This is a genomic window from Sinomicrobium halophytocola (genome assembly GCF_052983395.1).
This window is the reverse complement of sequence record NZ_JBRKIT010000001.1, coordinates 126,866-143,508: the sequence shown is the minus strand read 5'-3', so window position 1 is coordinate 143,508 and position 16,643 is coordinate 126,866. Positions and strand designations below refer to the sequence as shown.

Here is a 16,643-nt window from a genome sequence, read left to right as displayed (position 1 = left end):
ATATCCGCCTGTGGATTCGGTTCCAGCGGTGGTGTTTCACAATCCGGGCAATCCGGGTCGGGATCGTCCGTCGGACTGGTGACCTGTACTGCATTCACCAGGTCTTCCATACTCTGTGGGAACGTTTGGACGGTAACATGGTATATCACTTCAGCATCGGCAGGCAACAGATCTATCGTTTCGTCAATGCTGCCAGTTCCCGACGCATTCGGTAAGGTTACGGTACCGGCTACGACTTCCGCCGTCCAGCCCGCAATTTCCGCCCCCGCAGGATCTACGTCCACTATATTTACCTGTTCGGCTGCACTCGGACCGTTGTTCGTTACGGTTATGGTATATTCCACAGTCTCACCGGGGACGTATTCTGTCTGTCCTGTCTCGCCTGTCACTTTTACCGTTACAATATCCGCCTGTGAAACGTAATTCAATACCACATCATCAAAAGCACTACATGTGCCATTGGTCACCGTCCAGCGCAATGTCACCGAAGTATTCGGATCGAGTGCAACGGTTGCGCCCGGATCGTTTATATCTGAAATCGCCCCGGTCAATGTGCCATCGACAACACTCCATTCACCGGTCCCAAAATCCGGAGTAGCGGCATCCAGGGTAAATGTACCGTTGTTATACTGTGTTTGTTCTCCTCCCGCTTCTACCACCGGCATCTCATAAATGGTCACATCAAAACTTTCCTCATCCGGGCAATTCGGGGTAAATTCCGGGAGATATTGATAATCGACCGAAAAATTCTCTATTGTCCAGTCTTTAATATAATCATCTCCATGATAGGTTTCCCCGATAATTACTATGCTGATGTTCCCTCCGGTCAGGTCCTCTATCGCTACTGTGGTAGTGAAATCAATATCCACCGGATCATTCACCGGGGTCCACGTGAGTTGTTGGGATCTTGCGATGATCTCATTCGTGCTGTTATTGACTACCGCAACTTCACCAGAATACCCTCTCCCTGTACCTGGTCCGGTATTGATAATCCGCACTCTCGGATTGATCCTTATCGCGGAACCGAAACATCCGGGATCTCCGGCAAATGCAACATCACTTACGATGGTCTTATAGGTTTGACCATCAATTATCGGATCATTGGTATCATAACTTATCGTCGTCAGGCTACCGTTCCAGACTGCCGGATCATAATCGTCGGTTAAATAAAGGCTTTCCCATCCGGGCCCCCACATGGTCTCCAGACCGGATTGTGTCACTTTGGTGGTACTTACCGCAGAGAGAGCCCCGGAACAATTAAATTCTCCCTCTATCTCATCATAAATATATAGGGTGGTTGTTCCGAACGTATTGATGGCATCGCCTGGTTCCAGCCGCGTACCTCCACCATCTGGTTCGGTAAAATAGGCTTCATTACCCGAAAGATCAGTCCCCTCGATTTCGGGCAGAATATATTCTTCACACGCCTCCTGATCTTCCATCGGGTCGAGGTACGGCGTTTCCTGGATCATCAGGGTTACTGCCGTACGGTTCAGGCTGGGACAGGTACCGTTATTGGCTTCGGCATAATACGTTACCACACCGACAGCGTTTAATGACGGGTCGGCCACTACATTCCCGCCAATAGGGGCATCATACCATACAAGCGTTTCCCCTGCCTCCACTGAGGCTGTGGCCGTCAGGGTCTGTACCGGATCTTCCGCGCAAACGATCTGGTCATCCCCGCTTACCGGGGCCGCAGGAACAGGCAGTGCTTCTTCAATGGTCACGGGTACCGGAGCACTGTCGCATCCGTCCGCCCTGATCACCACCGAATAATCTCCAGGTTCCAGTTCACTAAAAGTGTTGAACCCTGAGAAGTTTATTCCTCCGTCTATCGAATACAACGCATTCTCATACCTCGGTATATGAATGGTACCGGTAGGTGACTCACAATCCGGTTGTGTTACAACAGGTGTCGGAGCAGCCGGGGCATCATCGACTATGGCCTCTGTTTCCAGGCTCACGCAACCGTTTATTGTATTTCTCACCGTTACCATATATGTTCCCGGCGCTACGGATTCGAAGACTGCGGCAGATTGGTAACCCACCCCGTCAATGGAATACTCGAATTCCGCACCCAACGGAGAGGTTACTTCAATACTTCCTTCTCCGTCTATACAAACCGGTTGCCCGATACTTACTTCCGGGGCATCAATCAATATGACTTCCACAGGCATAATAGTACTACAGCCGGTTGCCGGATCTTCTCCGCGGATGTAATACGTACCCGTTACCGAAACGGACTCCGGATTGGTCAATTCTACAGTACCTTCAACATCTTCGAAATAGCTGTATATCAAGCCGGGGGTACTTCCGGCCGTCACCGCTGCATTGGTCAGGTTCACCGTACCTGGTAAACACTCCGGACTGGGATCAGTAATCACCAGTTCCGGAAGGTCATTAATGGTCAGCTCAAAACTTTGTTCATCCGAACAGGCCTGTGTACTCTCCGGCTGGAACTGGTAATCTGCACTAAAACCGGAAAGCAGCCAGTCTTTAGATGTCCCATGCTCAGTCTCCACAGCTATCATAATGGCTATATTCCCTGCCAGTACTTCTGAAGAGGGTACAACACCGGATACGGTTGGTGTTATGGTTGAATTTACAGGGAAATTGGCGGTTAAAGGATCTTCATATAACACCTCATTGGTATTCGTATTGATTATTGCCAGCCTACCGGAATATCCTACTCCGTTTCCCGGCCCCTGGTTGGTAACCGTCACCTGGGCGTTTATATTTACCTCGGTCCCAAAGCAATCGGCTGTATTGCCAATGGATACATCCCCTATAAGCCCCAAATAAATCTGTGAACCAGAAGGTGCTCCCGCAACATCATGCAGTATCTGTTGATTTGCTGTTCCCTGCCAGAATGCAGGATTGGTGGTTGCAGGGTATTGATGGTGGGTCCCATCCCCGAATAAATTGTCAATGGTATAATTCGTATTTGAAACAACCGCCAGATTTCCTTCGCAGTTATCTGTTGCTTCTATCTCATCATAGACATAAAGCGTTGTACTGCCGATATCTTCGATGATATCACCCGGAAGGTACTGTGTTCCTCCTCCGTTCGGTTCCGTATAATAGGCCTCATTTCCGGTCAGGTTGCTTCCCGTGATCTCGGGGAGCTCATAGGATACACATTCTTCCACATCCTCGATCTCATCCAGTAGCGGTGCGGGCAGAATATTCAATGTCACCGGTGTCCGGTTCTGGCTTATGCAGGTACCGTCGTCCGCAGCGGCATAATACGTAACGGAGCCCACTGTTTCAAGGCTCGGGTCGGCCACTACATCTCCTCCCGCGGGGGCATCATACCAGATCAGCTGGACGCCGTCCGGTACGGTGGCTGTGGCCGTTATTTTCTGTATGGGATCGTTTGCGCATTCCTGGATATTGCCTCCACTGGCGGGTGCCGGAAGGTCACATTCGTTCAGGCAAAATAAGGTCGGGTCGTTAAGTTCTTCTGTATCCGGATTATCACTGACCACTGTGGTGCCTCCCTGGGAAATGGTGGCCTGGTTGGAATAGCAACTGCCATACGAAGCATTATCGGCAACTTTAACAGAGACCCGGAATGTCAGTGGTTCCCCGGTGGCAGCCGACGGCTCTACAGTAACTCCACTGATGGTCAATGTCTGTCCCGAAATGCTCACAGTACCTCCACCCGGTAAGGCCGGTTCTACCGAGCCTTCAATCCAGCTCAGGTCGGCTGATGCCAGCACATCCTCAAAATCATACGTCATGGGCAGCATCTGGCTATTGTAGATACTGAACTCGAATTCCACTTCATCCCCGGGCACCAGGCCTTCAGTAGGGATGCTAACCTGCTTTTCCATTCGGGTGGGGAAACAGGCCGTAGCATCAAAAGTAGGGTAAGGATTCGCTGCACTGACGTTAACGAAAACATTATTTGCAGGATTGTAACGGTATAGCCTGTTGGGGGCTGTACCATTAGCATAAAAATAAATCCTCCCCTGCACATCATTCCAGGCACCTCCTGCTGCAAGATTAGCAGGAATAGTTCCGGAACTCGGATTGATAATAGCCTGATTTCCATTATTGGGATTAATACGGATGAGCCTTCCGCTTGAAATCCCATACAAAAAACCGTTATATGGTGAAAACGCCAGATCAACCATGTTCCCAATATCCTGGCTTAGCCTTACGGTCGTGTACATCATGGTTATCAGATCAACCGTTGCCAAAAATGCGGTATTGTTATTGGTAATTACAAGTGTATAAAGTTTATGATCGAGTCCTACTACTCCGGCTGCATAACCGACCCGTCCGCCATTGGCATTGACATTCGCGTTAGCGGTCCATGTCGGCAAGCCGGGCACCTGTCCCGGTGTGGGTTGCGGTACACCAAGCCGGGTCACCGTACCTTCGGCATCGATCCGCACTACGTCAGCCGGATTAAGCGAAGGTGGGTCTCCCTGTGCAAAACCATATATTAAGTTGTCCTCAAAATTATAGCCGATACCGTTATACCTATCGGGAATAGTGGGTGTAATCGTCGCGTGAACTATGGTTGGGTTGCCGGCATCCACAACATACAGTGAGGACGGAACAGTCCCGCTTGGCGAGCTTATTAAATAGGCCGACCCGTCGCATTCAAACGGCACCGGAGTTTGAGAATGTACAGCATTGATCCAGAAAACGGTTAGTAAAAGGACCAGACAGGAAAACGCGTTCCTCTTTTTTCCAACGGATATGACAGAACTCATCAATAAATGATATTTTATTATTTTATTAACCAATTAAATCTCTTACAAACCAGGGTTTATACTTTTTGTAGTATAAATCCGGTTACGATTTTCATCAGAACTTCGGAAATGAATAAGGGCTTCCCAAGTATTTTCACTTTTAGGGAACAGAATGAAATTGGGTTCCTAAAACCGGGGAAATATCGAAGTATTTGAATTCCATTTTAAGCAGAGGTAATTTTACTACCATAACTATACATTTTTTAGTTGATTAATTGCACAGATTCGTTCATTTGGGGTATATGACCACTACACAATACCTTACCGGTATTTTGTCTTCTCTCCAGTTCACAATTTTATAACATCCCGAATTTATCAGGAAAAATCCCTTCGGAAGATGTATCAGGAATCAAAGAAAGAGGAACACTCATAGCAATTTTAGCATATTAAATCTGTTGAGGTTATAGTTGTATCTAACTTATATTGTAGAATTAAAACTACAGAATTAACTTACAAATAAAAAATAACACCAGCCTCACCTTACATCAATTAATAACCTAAAAAACAATAACTTAAATAGATCTATAAAATAAATTAACCACATACATTTGCAAGTAATTTCTTTCTATTTTAAGGTTTTTCTGTAGATTATTTAATTGTAATGCAGACATCTCTGCAGCAAAAAATGACTAATTTTATCTTTGAAAAAGTGATTTTAAATAGTATTAAGTATTCCAGACCCCCCTATGGAAAGATATTTTACCAAATTATTGGTAGTGTTGCCCTTTGTCTTCTTTTCAATCGCTACAGCTAAATCGTTTCAGGACCATGACCACATTTTCGAGTGGTATACGGACAGTGAAGGACTTCCCCAGAACAGTATTAAGGATATTTTTTTCGATATCCACGGCTATTTATGGCTTTCTACGGAAAATGGCCTCTCCCGGTTTGACGGGCGTAGTTTTAAAAACTTCAACGATGCCAATATTTCGGGAATCACATCGAACCGCATGCGCTTTTTCTATGGCTCTTCTCATTCGGATAGTGTATTTATATCCAATACACATAAACAAGTATTTCTGATCAGTGACCGTATTGTGCAGCACATCGCGCCCCGGCATCCTCTTTATAACAAAGCCAAATGTTATATTGCCATGAATCGGTTCAGATCCGGAAATATACCGGATGTTAATCACTTTACGGGCCAAGGTAAAAGCACCTTTCTGCAACAAAACGGGAACAGGTATTATCGTATCGGGAATAATAAGATTTCAGAATATAACGGGCGGCACAATATCCGGCATATATACCGTCACCAATTGAAACCCCTGGACCAGGCTTTTATGTATGACGACCGGTTATATACCCTTACAGAGGATAATAAACTAATACGATATACCGAGGGGCATTGCAATACACTGCCGTTTAAAATGAGTCCCGGGAAAAAACCGCTTGTTTACACTAATATCATTTCAAATCAGGTCTTTCTCTATAACCAGGATACACACAATTTATTTTATGTTGAAGAGATCTCGGACAGCCTGATTACAAAACACATCTTATCGGACTTCAACCTGCAAAAAGAGACCATCAAATCCATATATTTTGATGCACAAAATGATATTCTATACCTGGGCAGCCTGGCCCGCGGTCTGTGTATTGTTAAAAAACGTTACTTCGGGAACATTTCTACCGGTTACGGGAACATCGACGATGTTGAATATGCCCTAACAAGACTCAATGATTCCGTTATTTTAACAGGTTCCGGAGCATTGATCGAGAATGGCCAACTCACAGGGCACAAGAAACAAATAACCCTTGCCAACAAATATTTTATCCGTCCGGACAGGAATATGAACCTTTGGATGAAAAGAGGATCGGTGTTATATCGCTTTAAAAAGGAAGGGCAATACCACACATACGATCAGTGGTCTTTTGACAAGCGCATTACCACACTTTACCTGGATAAGGATCAGAAACTTTGGATAAGTACCTCTTCAGAAGCCACTGGGTCCAGTGATCTCTTTTGCATGGACGTGCTTTCCGGTTCTCCCGAGCCATTGAAAAAAGGGAGATTTCCTTTTAAGATCACCTGCCTGGAGAAACATAGGGATTCCTCCTTTCTCATAGGCACCGAAATGGGTCTGTACCGGTATCATCCCGAAAAGGGGCAGGTAAAAACTGAAAAGATCGAAGCTGCCGGAATTGCGAATATCAGGGAAATACAAACTACCGGTAATGATACCTGGATTACCACCTACAATAAAGGTTATTTCTTGTATCGCGATAACGAAATAATTCCCCTTCCGATCGATCACAACAGTGCCCTTGCTACATCGCATACGGTGATTGATGACAAAAACGGATTTTTATGGATTTCGACGAATAAAGGTCTCTTCCAGGTTTCCAGGCAAAGTATCTACCAATATATCCAAAATAAAAAAAAGATACCCTATTATCATTTTTATGATAAAAGCTGCGGGTTTGCCAGTAATGAATTTAACGGAGGTGGAGGGGGCAACAGCACCATGCTGCCCAACGGTGATATTTACCTTCCGTCACTGGCCGGCCTTGTTTATTTTAATTCCAGGAACATTAAACCCATTCTGCCCAATGATCATTTATATATAGACGAACTTGAAATAGACGATCAAAATATTCAGGTACGGGATACCTTTAACCTTGAACAGGATTTCAAAAGGATTACATTTTATACTTCAAGTCCTCATTATGGAAATCAGACCAACAATCAGGTAGAGGTAAGACTGGAAGGTAACGGATCAAAAGAACAAAACTGGACACTCCTCGGCAGTGATATGGCTATTTCGTACACAAACCTGAATCCGGGAGAATACATTTTCTCTGCCCGGAAAAAATCTGGATTCCATTCCGGATATACCTATGCACAACTTACTTTTTATATTCCATTTCCTTTTTACCAGGCCTACTGGTTTAAGATCAGCACCGGGCTCTTTTTACTCCTGCTTATTCATTTAGGGGTAAAACTACGGTTGCAATACATTAAAAACAAAAATGTACTCTTAAATGACAAGATCAACGAACATACCCGGCAACTGAACGATACTATAACCGCATTGCGCAAGACCGAAAATAATCTCGGTAAACAAAATGAGAGTCAAAAGAAATTAATTGCTACCCTGACCCATGATATAAAAAACCCTCTGGGGTATATTGCCTATGTAAGCCATGAGACCTATCTTCAGTTCAAAGGAACCGACTCCATAATGAAAGACAATTTAAAATCCATTTACACTTCTTCCTATCAATTGTCCGAGTTAATCACCAACCTGCTCGATTACACCAGAATATATGACAATTCGGTTAATAACAAACCCAGGGTTTTTAATATACATCTCCTGGCGGAGCAAAAAATAGCACTTTTCCGGAACCTGGCCGAATCACAACGGACCAAAATAATAAACGCTATCCCTCCTTTTATGGATATTGTTCTGAACAAGGCGTTTATTTCCATCATAATTCATAACCTGATGGACAATGCCATAAAAAACACTTCCAATGGTATTATAACAATAGGATGTATGGTCCAGGATCAACAAACTATTATTTCAGTTCGGGACTCCGGAAAAGGGATGTCGCCTGAAGTTCTTAACTATTACCGGTCCTATCAATCGAATATCGATAATGAAATGTATAAAAAGAAGTATAAGGGAATGGGAATAAAAATAATATCAGAACTGTTGATTATTATGCAGGGAACCCTGGAAATTGACAGCCAGCCGGGCAAAGGTACCCGGATAAAACTGATATTTAACCAATATGCTTATAACGATTTTTCGTAAGTGTTGAACAACGAGATCAGGGAAACAATGTTATTCACCTGAAGCTTTTCAAAAACCCTGTATTTATAGGTGCTTACCGTGGTAGGGCTTAAGTTCAGGCAATCTGCTATTTCTATATTACCCTCGCCCTTTATGAGCAACCTTGCCACTTCCATCTCCCGGTCGGACAGCATGTCCAGTTTATTGAACGGGATTTTATTGAGAATAGAATCCGTGATCTGGTCTCTTATAGTACTGCTGATATATTTTTTGTTTTTTATAATGGTACGTATTGCGGTATGCAACTCCTCTTCCGAACTCAATTTGTTCAGATATCCGTCGGCCCCGGCATGTATATACCTTAATGCAAACTTATTTTCGTTAAGTCCTGAAAAAATCAGCACCTTTGTTTTCGGGGCTTTAACTTTGGTATATCCAAGTAATTCCAGGCTGCTTCCTTTCGGGAAATGCACATCCAGGATCAATAAGTCAAAGAATTCGTTGTTAATATAGTTAAACGCCTTCGAAATAGTTTCCGCCTGAAAAATAGAGATATTGCTCAATATCTTATTTAAAATAATGAATACACCTTGCCTTACCACAAAGTGATCGTCTACAAGTAAAATTTTCATTCTTTTGGGGGTAGGTTTACCGTGTAAAATAAAATATATATCAAAAATATGTCATTACACGAAATATCGCTAATTGAGATATTTACAAAGGCTAATCTACTAAATATTTCTCAATATGTCGTGTTTTTTTATACTCATATTCACGAATCCGGACATATGAAAGCAGTGGAGTTATTTAAATATCAATAACCATCAAACCATATTCTCAACTCAAAAATGGCAAAATGTTGTACCAAAACAAAGAGGCCGTCTAAAAAGTTTTAGGCGGTCTTTTTTTCATTATCCCCGTTCCTGTTATAAAATCCCTCATTTAGGTTATATCCTCTTGTATCCGCTTAATGATATTTGCAACATAAAAATAAAATAGAACTATGAATATAGTAATTACAGGTTCCCTGGGGAACATCGGCAAATCCCTTACCCCTACTTTGGTGAAAAAAGGGCATAAGGTCACAGTAATTTCAAGCAAAGCAGAAAGACAGCAGGACATAGAAGCATTAGGGGCAAAAGCTGCTATTGGTTCTATGAAAGATGGCGATTTTTTGGCCAAAACTTTCAAAGGGGCCGATATCGTCTATCTCATGGAAGCATGGGAAGGCATCGGCAATATTTTTGATAAAGAAGTCGATTTTTTGGCAGGCTTTCACCTCATTGGAAACAATTACAAACAAGCTGTATTGGTTTCGGGTGTTAAAAAAATTGTTCATCTCAGCAGTGTCGGCGCTCACAGTCCTACAGGTTATGGCTCACTTTCGGCACACCATGATGTCGAAAATATTTTGAAACAACTTCCCGATGATGTTTCTATTAAGTTTATGCGGCCAACCGGATTCTACACCAATTTATTTAGGTCTATGCAATCTATTAAAGAAAAAGGGGCGATTGTTTCAAACTATGGTGGCGATAAAAAAGAACCTTGGGTTTCACCATCGGATATCGCTGACGCAATTGCTGAAGAAATGGAACTACCTTTTGAGGGAAGAAAAGTTCGTTATATAGCAAGTGATGAAATATCTCCCAATGAGATCGTCGGAATATTGGGAAAAGCCATCGGAAACCCAGATTTAAAATGGATTGAAATTTCAGACGAACAAATGCTTGAGGGCATGTTGTCAATGGGCGTAAATCCGAAAATTGCGAAAGGGATGGTAGAAATGCAGGCAAGTCAACGTACCGGTTTATTGTTCGAAGATTTTTATCGCAACAAACCAGAATTAGGCAAAGTAAAATTTGTCGATTTCGCCAAAGATTTTGCCTCGGTTTATAATAATTAAAAAAATGGAAATGAAAAAAGTATTGATTACCGGGGCCAACAAAAGTATTGGCTATGAAACCGCACGACAACTATTGCAAAAAGGTTTTTACGTTTTCCTGGGCAGCCGAAATCTGGAAAACGGAGTGGCAGCTGTCAAAAAACTTCAAGCCGAAGGACTAACGAATGTTGAAGTCGTACAATTGGATGTTACCAATGATGATTCAGTAAAATCGGCAAGAATTGAAATCGGAAAAAAAACGGAAGTCCTGGATGTGCTTATCAACAATGCAGGTATCAATGGCGGTTGGCCTCAAGCTGCTTTAGAGGCAAGCATAGACCAGTTCAAACAGGTATTTGAAACCAATGTATATGGTGTGGTACGAGTGACACAAGCATCTATTGATATGATGCATAACGCAGAAGAACCACGTATCGTAAATGTATCATCAAGTGGCTGTTCGCTAACTTTGCATTGCGATCCCACTTGGAAATATTATTCACACAAAGCGGCTGTTTATCCGGCATCGAAGGCCGCTCTCAATATGTACACTATCAATTTGGCTTATGAATTAAGGGATACGCCATTTAAAGTAAATGCAGTATGTCCGGGATTTGTGGCAACGGACTTTAATGGTCATCGTGGAACGGGAACCGTTCAAGAAGCAGGTACCCGAATTGCCAAATATGCAATCATTGGCGCGGATGGACCAACAGGAAAGTTTATCAGCGAAGAACACAATCCGGAAACCGGAGAATGTCCCTGGTAAAAATTATTGCTTTTGAATTTTGTAAATTTGCGCATGAAAAAGGAAGAGAATACACTTTATAAATTTGAATCATTAACGGACTTTCATCGGGTATTTGGTTTGCCAAAGCCTATGCACCCGCTGATTAGTTTTGTGGATATAACGGACTTGGAAACACTACCCTACGATTTTCCGAAATCTATGGTTATGAACTTCTATAAGATTTCGTATAAAACGGGGATTTGTGGGCAAGCAAAATACGGACAAAACTATTATGATTTTGGAGAAGGTGGTTTGGTGCTTACCTCTCCAAATCAAGTGTTTGAAAGTCCCAGTGGCAATCATGCAAGTGGTAGTTTATTACTGATCCACCCCGATTTCCTTTTAACCTATCCATTGGCAAAGAAGATCAAAGAATATGGTTTCTTTTCCTACGCCACTAATGAAGCACTGCATTTATCAGAAAATGAAAGAAAAACAATCTTATCCATTTTTGAAATCATCGATGAGGAATTAAAAAGTAGGATAGATGATTTTAGTCAGGATGTCATGATAGCCCAACTTGAGCTGCTATTAAATTACTGTAACCGTTTTTACAAACGACAATTCATAACTCGAAAGGTAGTCAACAACGATTTATTACAAAAAATAGAAGAAATTTTAGACAACTATTTTAATGACTCCGCACCCTTGAAGGAAGGCATTCCAACCGTACAATTGCTTTCTGAAAAATTAAATATTTCTCCCAGCTATTTAAGCGATATGTTGAGAACACTTACCGGTCTAAGTGCACAGCACCATATACACAATAAACTTGTCGAAAAAGCAAAAGAAATGCTCTCAATATCAGAATTGACAGTAAACGAAATAGCATATCAATTGGGTTTTGAATATCCGCAAAGTTTTAGCCGACTGTTTAAGAGTAAAAGCGGGGTCAGTCCGATGGAGTTTAGGGCTAGTTTTAATTGAATTAAAAATAGAAGGCCATTAATCGCTCCCAGAAAGGATATAGGTTGTTTATTTAAGTTCCTAATGGGTGTATAATATTTTTTCCAAAATTTTCATTGTCCAATGAAAGCAGGGCTGTTTTGGAGCTGAACGAGAGAGATGGGGAAATAAACTTGAAAATGAACGTATCGCATCGGGTTATGAATAACCTGAATTAATATTTTTGATGGAAATCTCTATTAAATCTAAAACTGAAAGTTCTTTATGATTCTTGTGTTTCCGTTATTTTGTTCTTTATTATTTTTTTCCATTAATTACTCCTCAGTTTTCTTTTCCCCGATCGGTCAAATTATTAATTATAATCTATATAAGATAGTTGGAGATGATGGAAAGCAATATTTTGCAATTTGCCCCAATTGTGGAGAGAAAAAGCAAATTCATTCTCATAATCATATTCACTTCAGATGTCTACAATGTAGTAAAATTGAGTGTTTAAAAAGAGAAATATCTGTACCCCTATCTGAAGGATATTTTGCTAAAGTTCATAATTTGGTTATTTCAGGCCTCTGTGATGAGTTTTCGTAGTTGTATTTTCACTTTTGTAGAGTTATCAACGGCTATATCGATTTTTCTCAAATGACCTCCGACGGTTGACGGTATGGCAAGTAAGGGATTGCTGACTGCGTTCGTATCTACCGTTACCGAAGTTGAAGCGGGAGACAAACCCAGAAACCCACTGAAACTCTTATTTGCTATACCGTGTGGGCGCTGGGCTTTTTCTAAACGTTTCAGTCTGATAAGTTATGCTATTTTCGTTTCAGTTAAATGATTGCCGAAATGCTAATGGTGAAAGGTGTGTCTTTGACTTGAACAACTTGCCTGACACTTTACCCATAGCTCAAAATCACCCTGAAGACGCAGAGTTCTCTTGCTAAGGCGCGGGACAGCCTGCGCAACAGCGGTTTTATTCTAGGCCCTGCGGGCCGAACAAAACCTTAGTTGTTACAGGCAGTGTTTTTGTCAATCATTTAAACAATAGGTGAAGCACCACCGTCTACGGAATAATTAGTACCTGTAATGTATTTTGCTTCCGAAGAAACAAGAAATGCAACAAGGTTAGCAATTTCTTCGGGTTCAGCCATTCTGCCCAATGGCACACCAACTTTGTCCATTACGGCTTTAAATGCTTCATCCACCGTAGTATTTGAGGACTTTGCTATATTCTCAATAAATTCCAACATTAACGATGTCTTCACCACGCCCGGTGAAACGACGTTTACACGTATTCCTTTTAAGCCAACTTCGCTTGCCAATGCTTTGCTGTAAACATTCAATGCTGCTTTTGCCGATGAATAAGACATTGTCATTTCCCAAATAGGTTGTTTGGCAGCACCCGTAGAGATGTTGATGATTATGCCGTGTTTTTGTGTAATCATTGAAGGCAATAACGCTTTGTTGATACGAACGGCGGACAAAAAATTCATTTGCCAATCGTTATTCCAATTTTCATCCGAAAGTGTGCTGAAACCTCCCCCAGGACTTAAATTAGCACCCGCATTATTGACGATAATGTCTATTCTGCTATATTTTTCTAAAATTTCTTTAGCAATGATTTCCGCACTTTCGGGTTGAACAAGGTCTGCTGCAATGAAAAAATGTTCACTTGCCTTGTCTTTTGGTTCGTTGCGTGCAGTTACAACTACTTGCGCACCTGCATTACTTAATTTGTCTGCTATGGCTTTACCAATGCCTTTTGTTCCACCTGTTACCAAGGCAACCTGTCCTTTTAATGAAATGTTCATAATACTTGTATTAAAAATGAACTGCAAAGGTTGTCTGTCTAAAAACAATATCAGTTGCCATTTGGCAAAAAAAGAATTAGTGAATATTTTTTCTTATTCGACTTAATGAAAATCTTGTAACGCCTAAGTAAGAAGCAATATAAGCTTGTGGAACACGGTTAACAAGTGTTGGGAATTTTTCTATGAATGACAAGTAGCGTGTAACAGCATCTTCCGAAACCAATGCAGTTCTTCTTTCTAAGTGTATCTGAAATGCTTTTTGAACTGCTTTGCTTACAATTTTGTCCCAACCAATAATTGTATTGTAAAGTTCTTCCCAATCCCGTTTAGAAAACACAATAAGTTTACAGTCGGTAACAGCCTGCAAATAATCGGAAGACACAAGGTTGGCATCAAAATTTTCGTAATCTACAACCAACCGATTTTCGTCAATAAAATACTTAGTGATTTCTTCGCCCTCGTTGCCGTAACAGCAAATGCGAATAATGCCTTTAACCACAAAACCAACTTGTTTTGGGATTTTTCCAGCTTCCGAAAAGTACTCGTTTTTCCGAAGTTCTAATTCTGTTGCTTTGCTTGTGATAAGGCCTATTTGCTGTTTATTCAAGTTGCCAAACTGTAAAATATAGTCAATCAATTCTTTCATTGTTGCAAAGTTAGCAATAGTTGTTTGTCTGGTATTTGTCGTTATTGAAAAGTGTCTGTCGTGTCAAATCGTTACAGTCGGCGTAAGGTTGTGCGGTCGTCCAACATTGACTGTAACGGCTCGAATATGGGTGGTGACGGATTTCAAGTCGATTCACTATCAAACTGTTGCCATGTTTATTAATAGCTTTAAAGTCCCAATTTACCACATCGTCCCCGCATTACGAAAATTTATTGTTGAGTGCTAGTGTGCTTTCGCTTTAGTTAAACGATTGCCGAAACTCCAAAGGTGAAACATTGGTTTTTGACTTAAACAACTTGCTGAATGACTGTGAATGTTCAAAGCCCAATTCGTAAGCAATTTCTGAAACGGATAAATTGGTGGTAGATAATTTTTCTTTTGCTTTTTCTATAAGCTTTAGGTGAATATATTGCTGGGCATTTACCCCGATGAGTGAACGGAGTACATCACTTAAATATCCTGGAGATAAATGCAATTGTTCCGATAAGAATTGTACCGTGGGCAATCCCTTTTTTAGAGTTTCCTGTCTATTAAAATAATTATCCAAAATCGTTTCTGTCTTTTGTAACAAATCATTATTTATTACTTTCCGTGTTACAAATTGACGTTTGTAAAAACGGTTGGCATAACTCAGTAATAACTCTATCTGAGCAATTATCACATCTTGACTAAATTCATCTACCCGGCTATCAAGTTCTTGCTTAATGATATTATAAACAGAAAGAATAATTTCCTTTTCGCTATCGGATAAATACAGGGCTTCATTTACAGAATAAGAAAAATAGCCATACTCTTTAATTTTTTTAGCCAAAGGATAACCCAACAAAAAATCAGGATGGATGAGCAAAATGTACCCTTGTCTTTCGCCATTGTATTCCGATTTCGAACTTCCTACCAACTGGTTCGGAGCTATAAAAAGCATACTTCCGTCATTGAAATCGTAATGGCCTTGACCATATTTTAGTCTGCCACTATTTTCTGTGTTGAAAGCTATTTTATAGAAATACAATACATCATAAATTGGAGCATTCTCGGGATTGAAAGGATTGTTTTCATTGAAATACATCAGACTTATCAATGGATGTTGCGGTTTAGGCAATCCAAAAGCCTGATGAATTTCTGATATGGAGCGGAAACGCTTCAAACTATTTTCTTTATTTTTCATTGAAATAAATTTACTAAACGAAATCATAAAAATATATGCAGTGCATATATTTTTATGATTTTACATTACCAGGGAATATCGTTCGTATCGGTTCCGAGTATATTATTAGGCCCCGTAAAACTTCCCGTTGGGATATCTTCTGCTAAAGCCACACGTATGGGTTCTAAAGAACCTACTTCTACTGTATCAGTTCCCTGAAAATTATTCAGCGCGGTAGCAGCAAATCCCGGACTCACCAAATTTACCTTAATGTTCTCTCTTTCCAATTCTATAGCCAAAGACAACATCACTCCATTGAGAGCTGTTTTGGACGCACCATAAACCGCACCAAAACTGGAGCGGTAGGGATTTGCAGGATTGGAATTGAGGGTTAGCGACCCTAAAGCACTTGAAACTGTTACTATGCGGGCTTTTTCTGATTTACGCAATAATGGTAAAAAGGCTTGTGTCACCGCTAACGTACCGAATACATTGGTATCCCAAACAACACGCATATCTGTAATAGATACGACACTTGGTTTTTGGGCTTCAAGCATCTCCTCCATAGTTAAACCTGTATTTTTAACTTGTGAAATAGCGGCATTATTGACCAATAAATCTATATGCCCTGATGTATTCTGAACTTGCCGGACGGATTCTTTGATAGAATTTTCATCGGTGATATCCAATTGAATAGCTTGTGATTTACCCCCGATTTTTTCAGCAGCGGCTTTCCCATTTTGTAAATCACGAGAACCGATATACACGTGATATCCATTGCCGGCAAGTGCTTTGGCAATTTCAAATCCGATTCCTTTGTTGGCTCCAGTAACCAAAGCGATTTTGTTTTTTTCTGTTTGCATCATTTTATATTTTATAAATTTGATGAAACAAAATTCTTCATAATAATCTCCATCTAAGTTGCCAAATCAAGGATTTT

General features: G+C 41.2%; 10 protein-coding genes. 4 read left to right on the top strand and 6 right to left on the bottom strand.

Annotated features, from left to right (window positions below; all coding sequences use genetic code 11):
• A partial coding sequence (locus ACVBDY_RS00540) for a DUF6923 family protein (RefSeq protein WP_447173537.1) occupies nucleotides 1–4,730 on the bottom strand: 4,730 nt, incomplete at its 3' end.
• Nucleotides 4,731–5,455: 725 nt separating this feature from the next.
• Between ACVBDY_RS00540 and ACVBDY_RS00535 the strand changes: the two genes are divergently transcribed.
• Entirely contained in the window at nucleotides 5,456–8,530 is a 3,075-nt protein-coding gene (locus ACVBDY_RS00535; RefSeq protein ID WP_447173536.1) for a sensor histidine kinase, read from the top strand.
• On the opposite strand, the gene ACVBDY_RS00530 is transcribed toward ACVBDY_RS00535, so the two are convergent.
• A complete protein-coding gene (locus tag ACVBDY_RS00530) occupies nucleotides 8,512–9,141 on the bottom strand; it encodes a response regulator (RefSeq protein WP_447173535.1) in 630 nt (209 codons plus the stop codon). The genes ACVBDY_RS00535 and ACVBDY_RS00530 overlap by 19 nt on opposite strands.
• Nucleotides 9,142–9,512: 371 nt before the next feature.
• Here ACVBDY_RS00530 and ACVBDY_RS00525 point away from each other — a divergent pair, with 371 nt between their 5' ends.
• Genes ACVBDY_RS00525 through ACVBDY_RS00515 form a run of 3 tightly spaced genes read left to right on the top strand, consistent with a single transcriptional unit; the run spans nucleotide 9,513 to nucleotide 12,111 of the window.
• Complete coding sequence (locus ACVBDY_RS00525) at nucleotides 9,513–10,415, top strand: NmrA family NAD(P)-binding protein (RefSeq protein WP_447173534.1); 903 nt, start codon at nucleotides 9,513–9,515, stop codon at nucleotides 10,413–10,415.
• Between the two features lie 10 nt (nucleotides 10,416–10,425).
• A complete protein-coding gene (locus ACVBDY_RS00520; protein ID WP_447173533.1) occupies nucleotides 10,426–11,163 on the top strand; it encodes an SDR family oxidoreductase in 738 nt (245 codons plus the stop codon).
• Nucleotides 11,164–11,196: 33 nt separating this feature from the next.
• Nucleotides 11,197–12,111 carry a helix-turn-helix domain-containing protein gene (locus tag ACVBDY_RS00515; protein WP_447173532.1) on the top strand — a complete coding sequence of 305 codons (915 nt, stop codon included), beginning with the start codon at nucleotides 11,197–11,199 and terminating at the stop codon, nucleotides 12,109–12,111.
• A gap of 1,007 nt (nucleotides 12,112–13,118) precedes the next feature.
• On the opposite strand, the gene ACVBDY_RS00510 is transcribed toward ACVBDY_RS00515, so the two are convergent.
• The 4 genes from ACVBDY_RS00510 to ACVBDY_RS00495 form a co-directional block, all read right to left on the bottom strand.
• On the bottom strand, nucleotides 13,119–13,892 hold the full coding sequence (locus ACVBDY_RS00510) for an SDR family oxidoreductase (protein ID WP_447173531.1): 774 nt from the start codon (nucleotides 13,890–13,892) through the stop codon (nucleotides 13,119–13,121).
• 76 nt (nucleotides 13,893–13,968) lie between these two features.
• Nucleotides 13,969–14,538 (bottom strand): Crp/Fnr family transcriptional regulator, encoded by a 570-nt coding sequence (locus ACVBDY_RS00505; protein ID WP_447173530.1) that lies wholly within the window; start codon nucleotides 14,536–14,538, stop codon nucleotides 13,969–13,971.
• Between the two features lie 259 nt (nucleotides 14,539–14,797).
• On the bottom strand, nucleotides 14,798–15,724 hold the full coding sequence (locus ACVBDY_RS00500; RefSeq protein ID WP_447173529.1) for a helix-turn-helix domain-containing protein: 927 nt from the start codon (nucleotides 15,722–15,724) through the stop codon (nucleotides 14,798–14,800).
• A gap of 65 nt (nucleotides 15,725–15,789) precedes the next feature.
• Nucleotides 15,790–16,569, bottom strand: a complete 780-nt coding sequence (locus ACVBDY_RS00495) for an SDR family NAD(P)-dependent oxidoreductase (RefSeq protein WP_447173528.1) — start codon at nucleotides 16,567–16,569, stop codon at nucleotides 15,790–15,792.
• Nucleotides 16,570–16,643: the final 74 nt, after the last annotated feature.

Coding starts and splice junctions, on each gene's coding strand:
- ACVBDY_RS00510 (WP_447173531.1), bottom strand. CDS start 13,892: ATGAACATTTCATTAAAAGGACAGGTTGCCTTGGTAACAGGTGGAACA.
- ACVBDY_RS00530 (WP_447173535.1), bottom strand. CDS start 9,141: ATGAAAATTTTACTTGTAGACGATCACTTTGTGGTAAGGCAAGGTGTA.
- ACVBDY_RS00515 (WP_447173532.1), top strand. CDS start 11,197: ATGAAAAAGGAAGAGAATACACTTTATAAATTTGAATCATTAACGGAC.
- ACVBDY_RS00500 (WP_447173529.1), bottom strand. CDS start 15,724: ATGAAAAATAAAGAAAATAGTTTGAAGCGTTTCCGCTCCATATCAGAA.
- ACVBDY_RS00525 (WP_447173534.1), top strand. CDS start 9,513: ATGAATATAGTAATTACAGGTTCCCTGGGGAACATCGGCAAATCCCTT.
- ACVBDY_RS00520 (WP_447173533.1), top strand. CDS start 10,426: ATGAAAAAAGTATTGATTACCGGGGCCAACAAAAGTATTGGCTATGAA.
- ACVBDY_RS00495 (WP_447173528.1), bottom strand. CDS start 16,569: ATGATGCAAACAGAAAAAAACAAAATCGCTTTGGTTACTGGAGCCAAC.
- ACVBDY_RS00505 (WP_447173530.1), bottom strand. CDS start 14,538: ATGAAAGAATTGATTGACTATATTTTACAGTTTGGCAACTTGAATAAA.
- ACVBDY_RS00535 (WP_447173536.1), top strand. CDS start 5,456: ATGGAAAGATATTTTACCAAATTATTGGTAGTGTTGCCCTTTGTCTTC.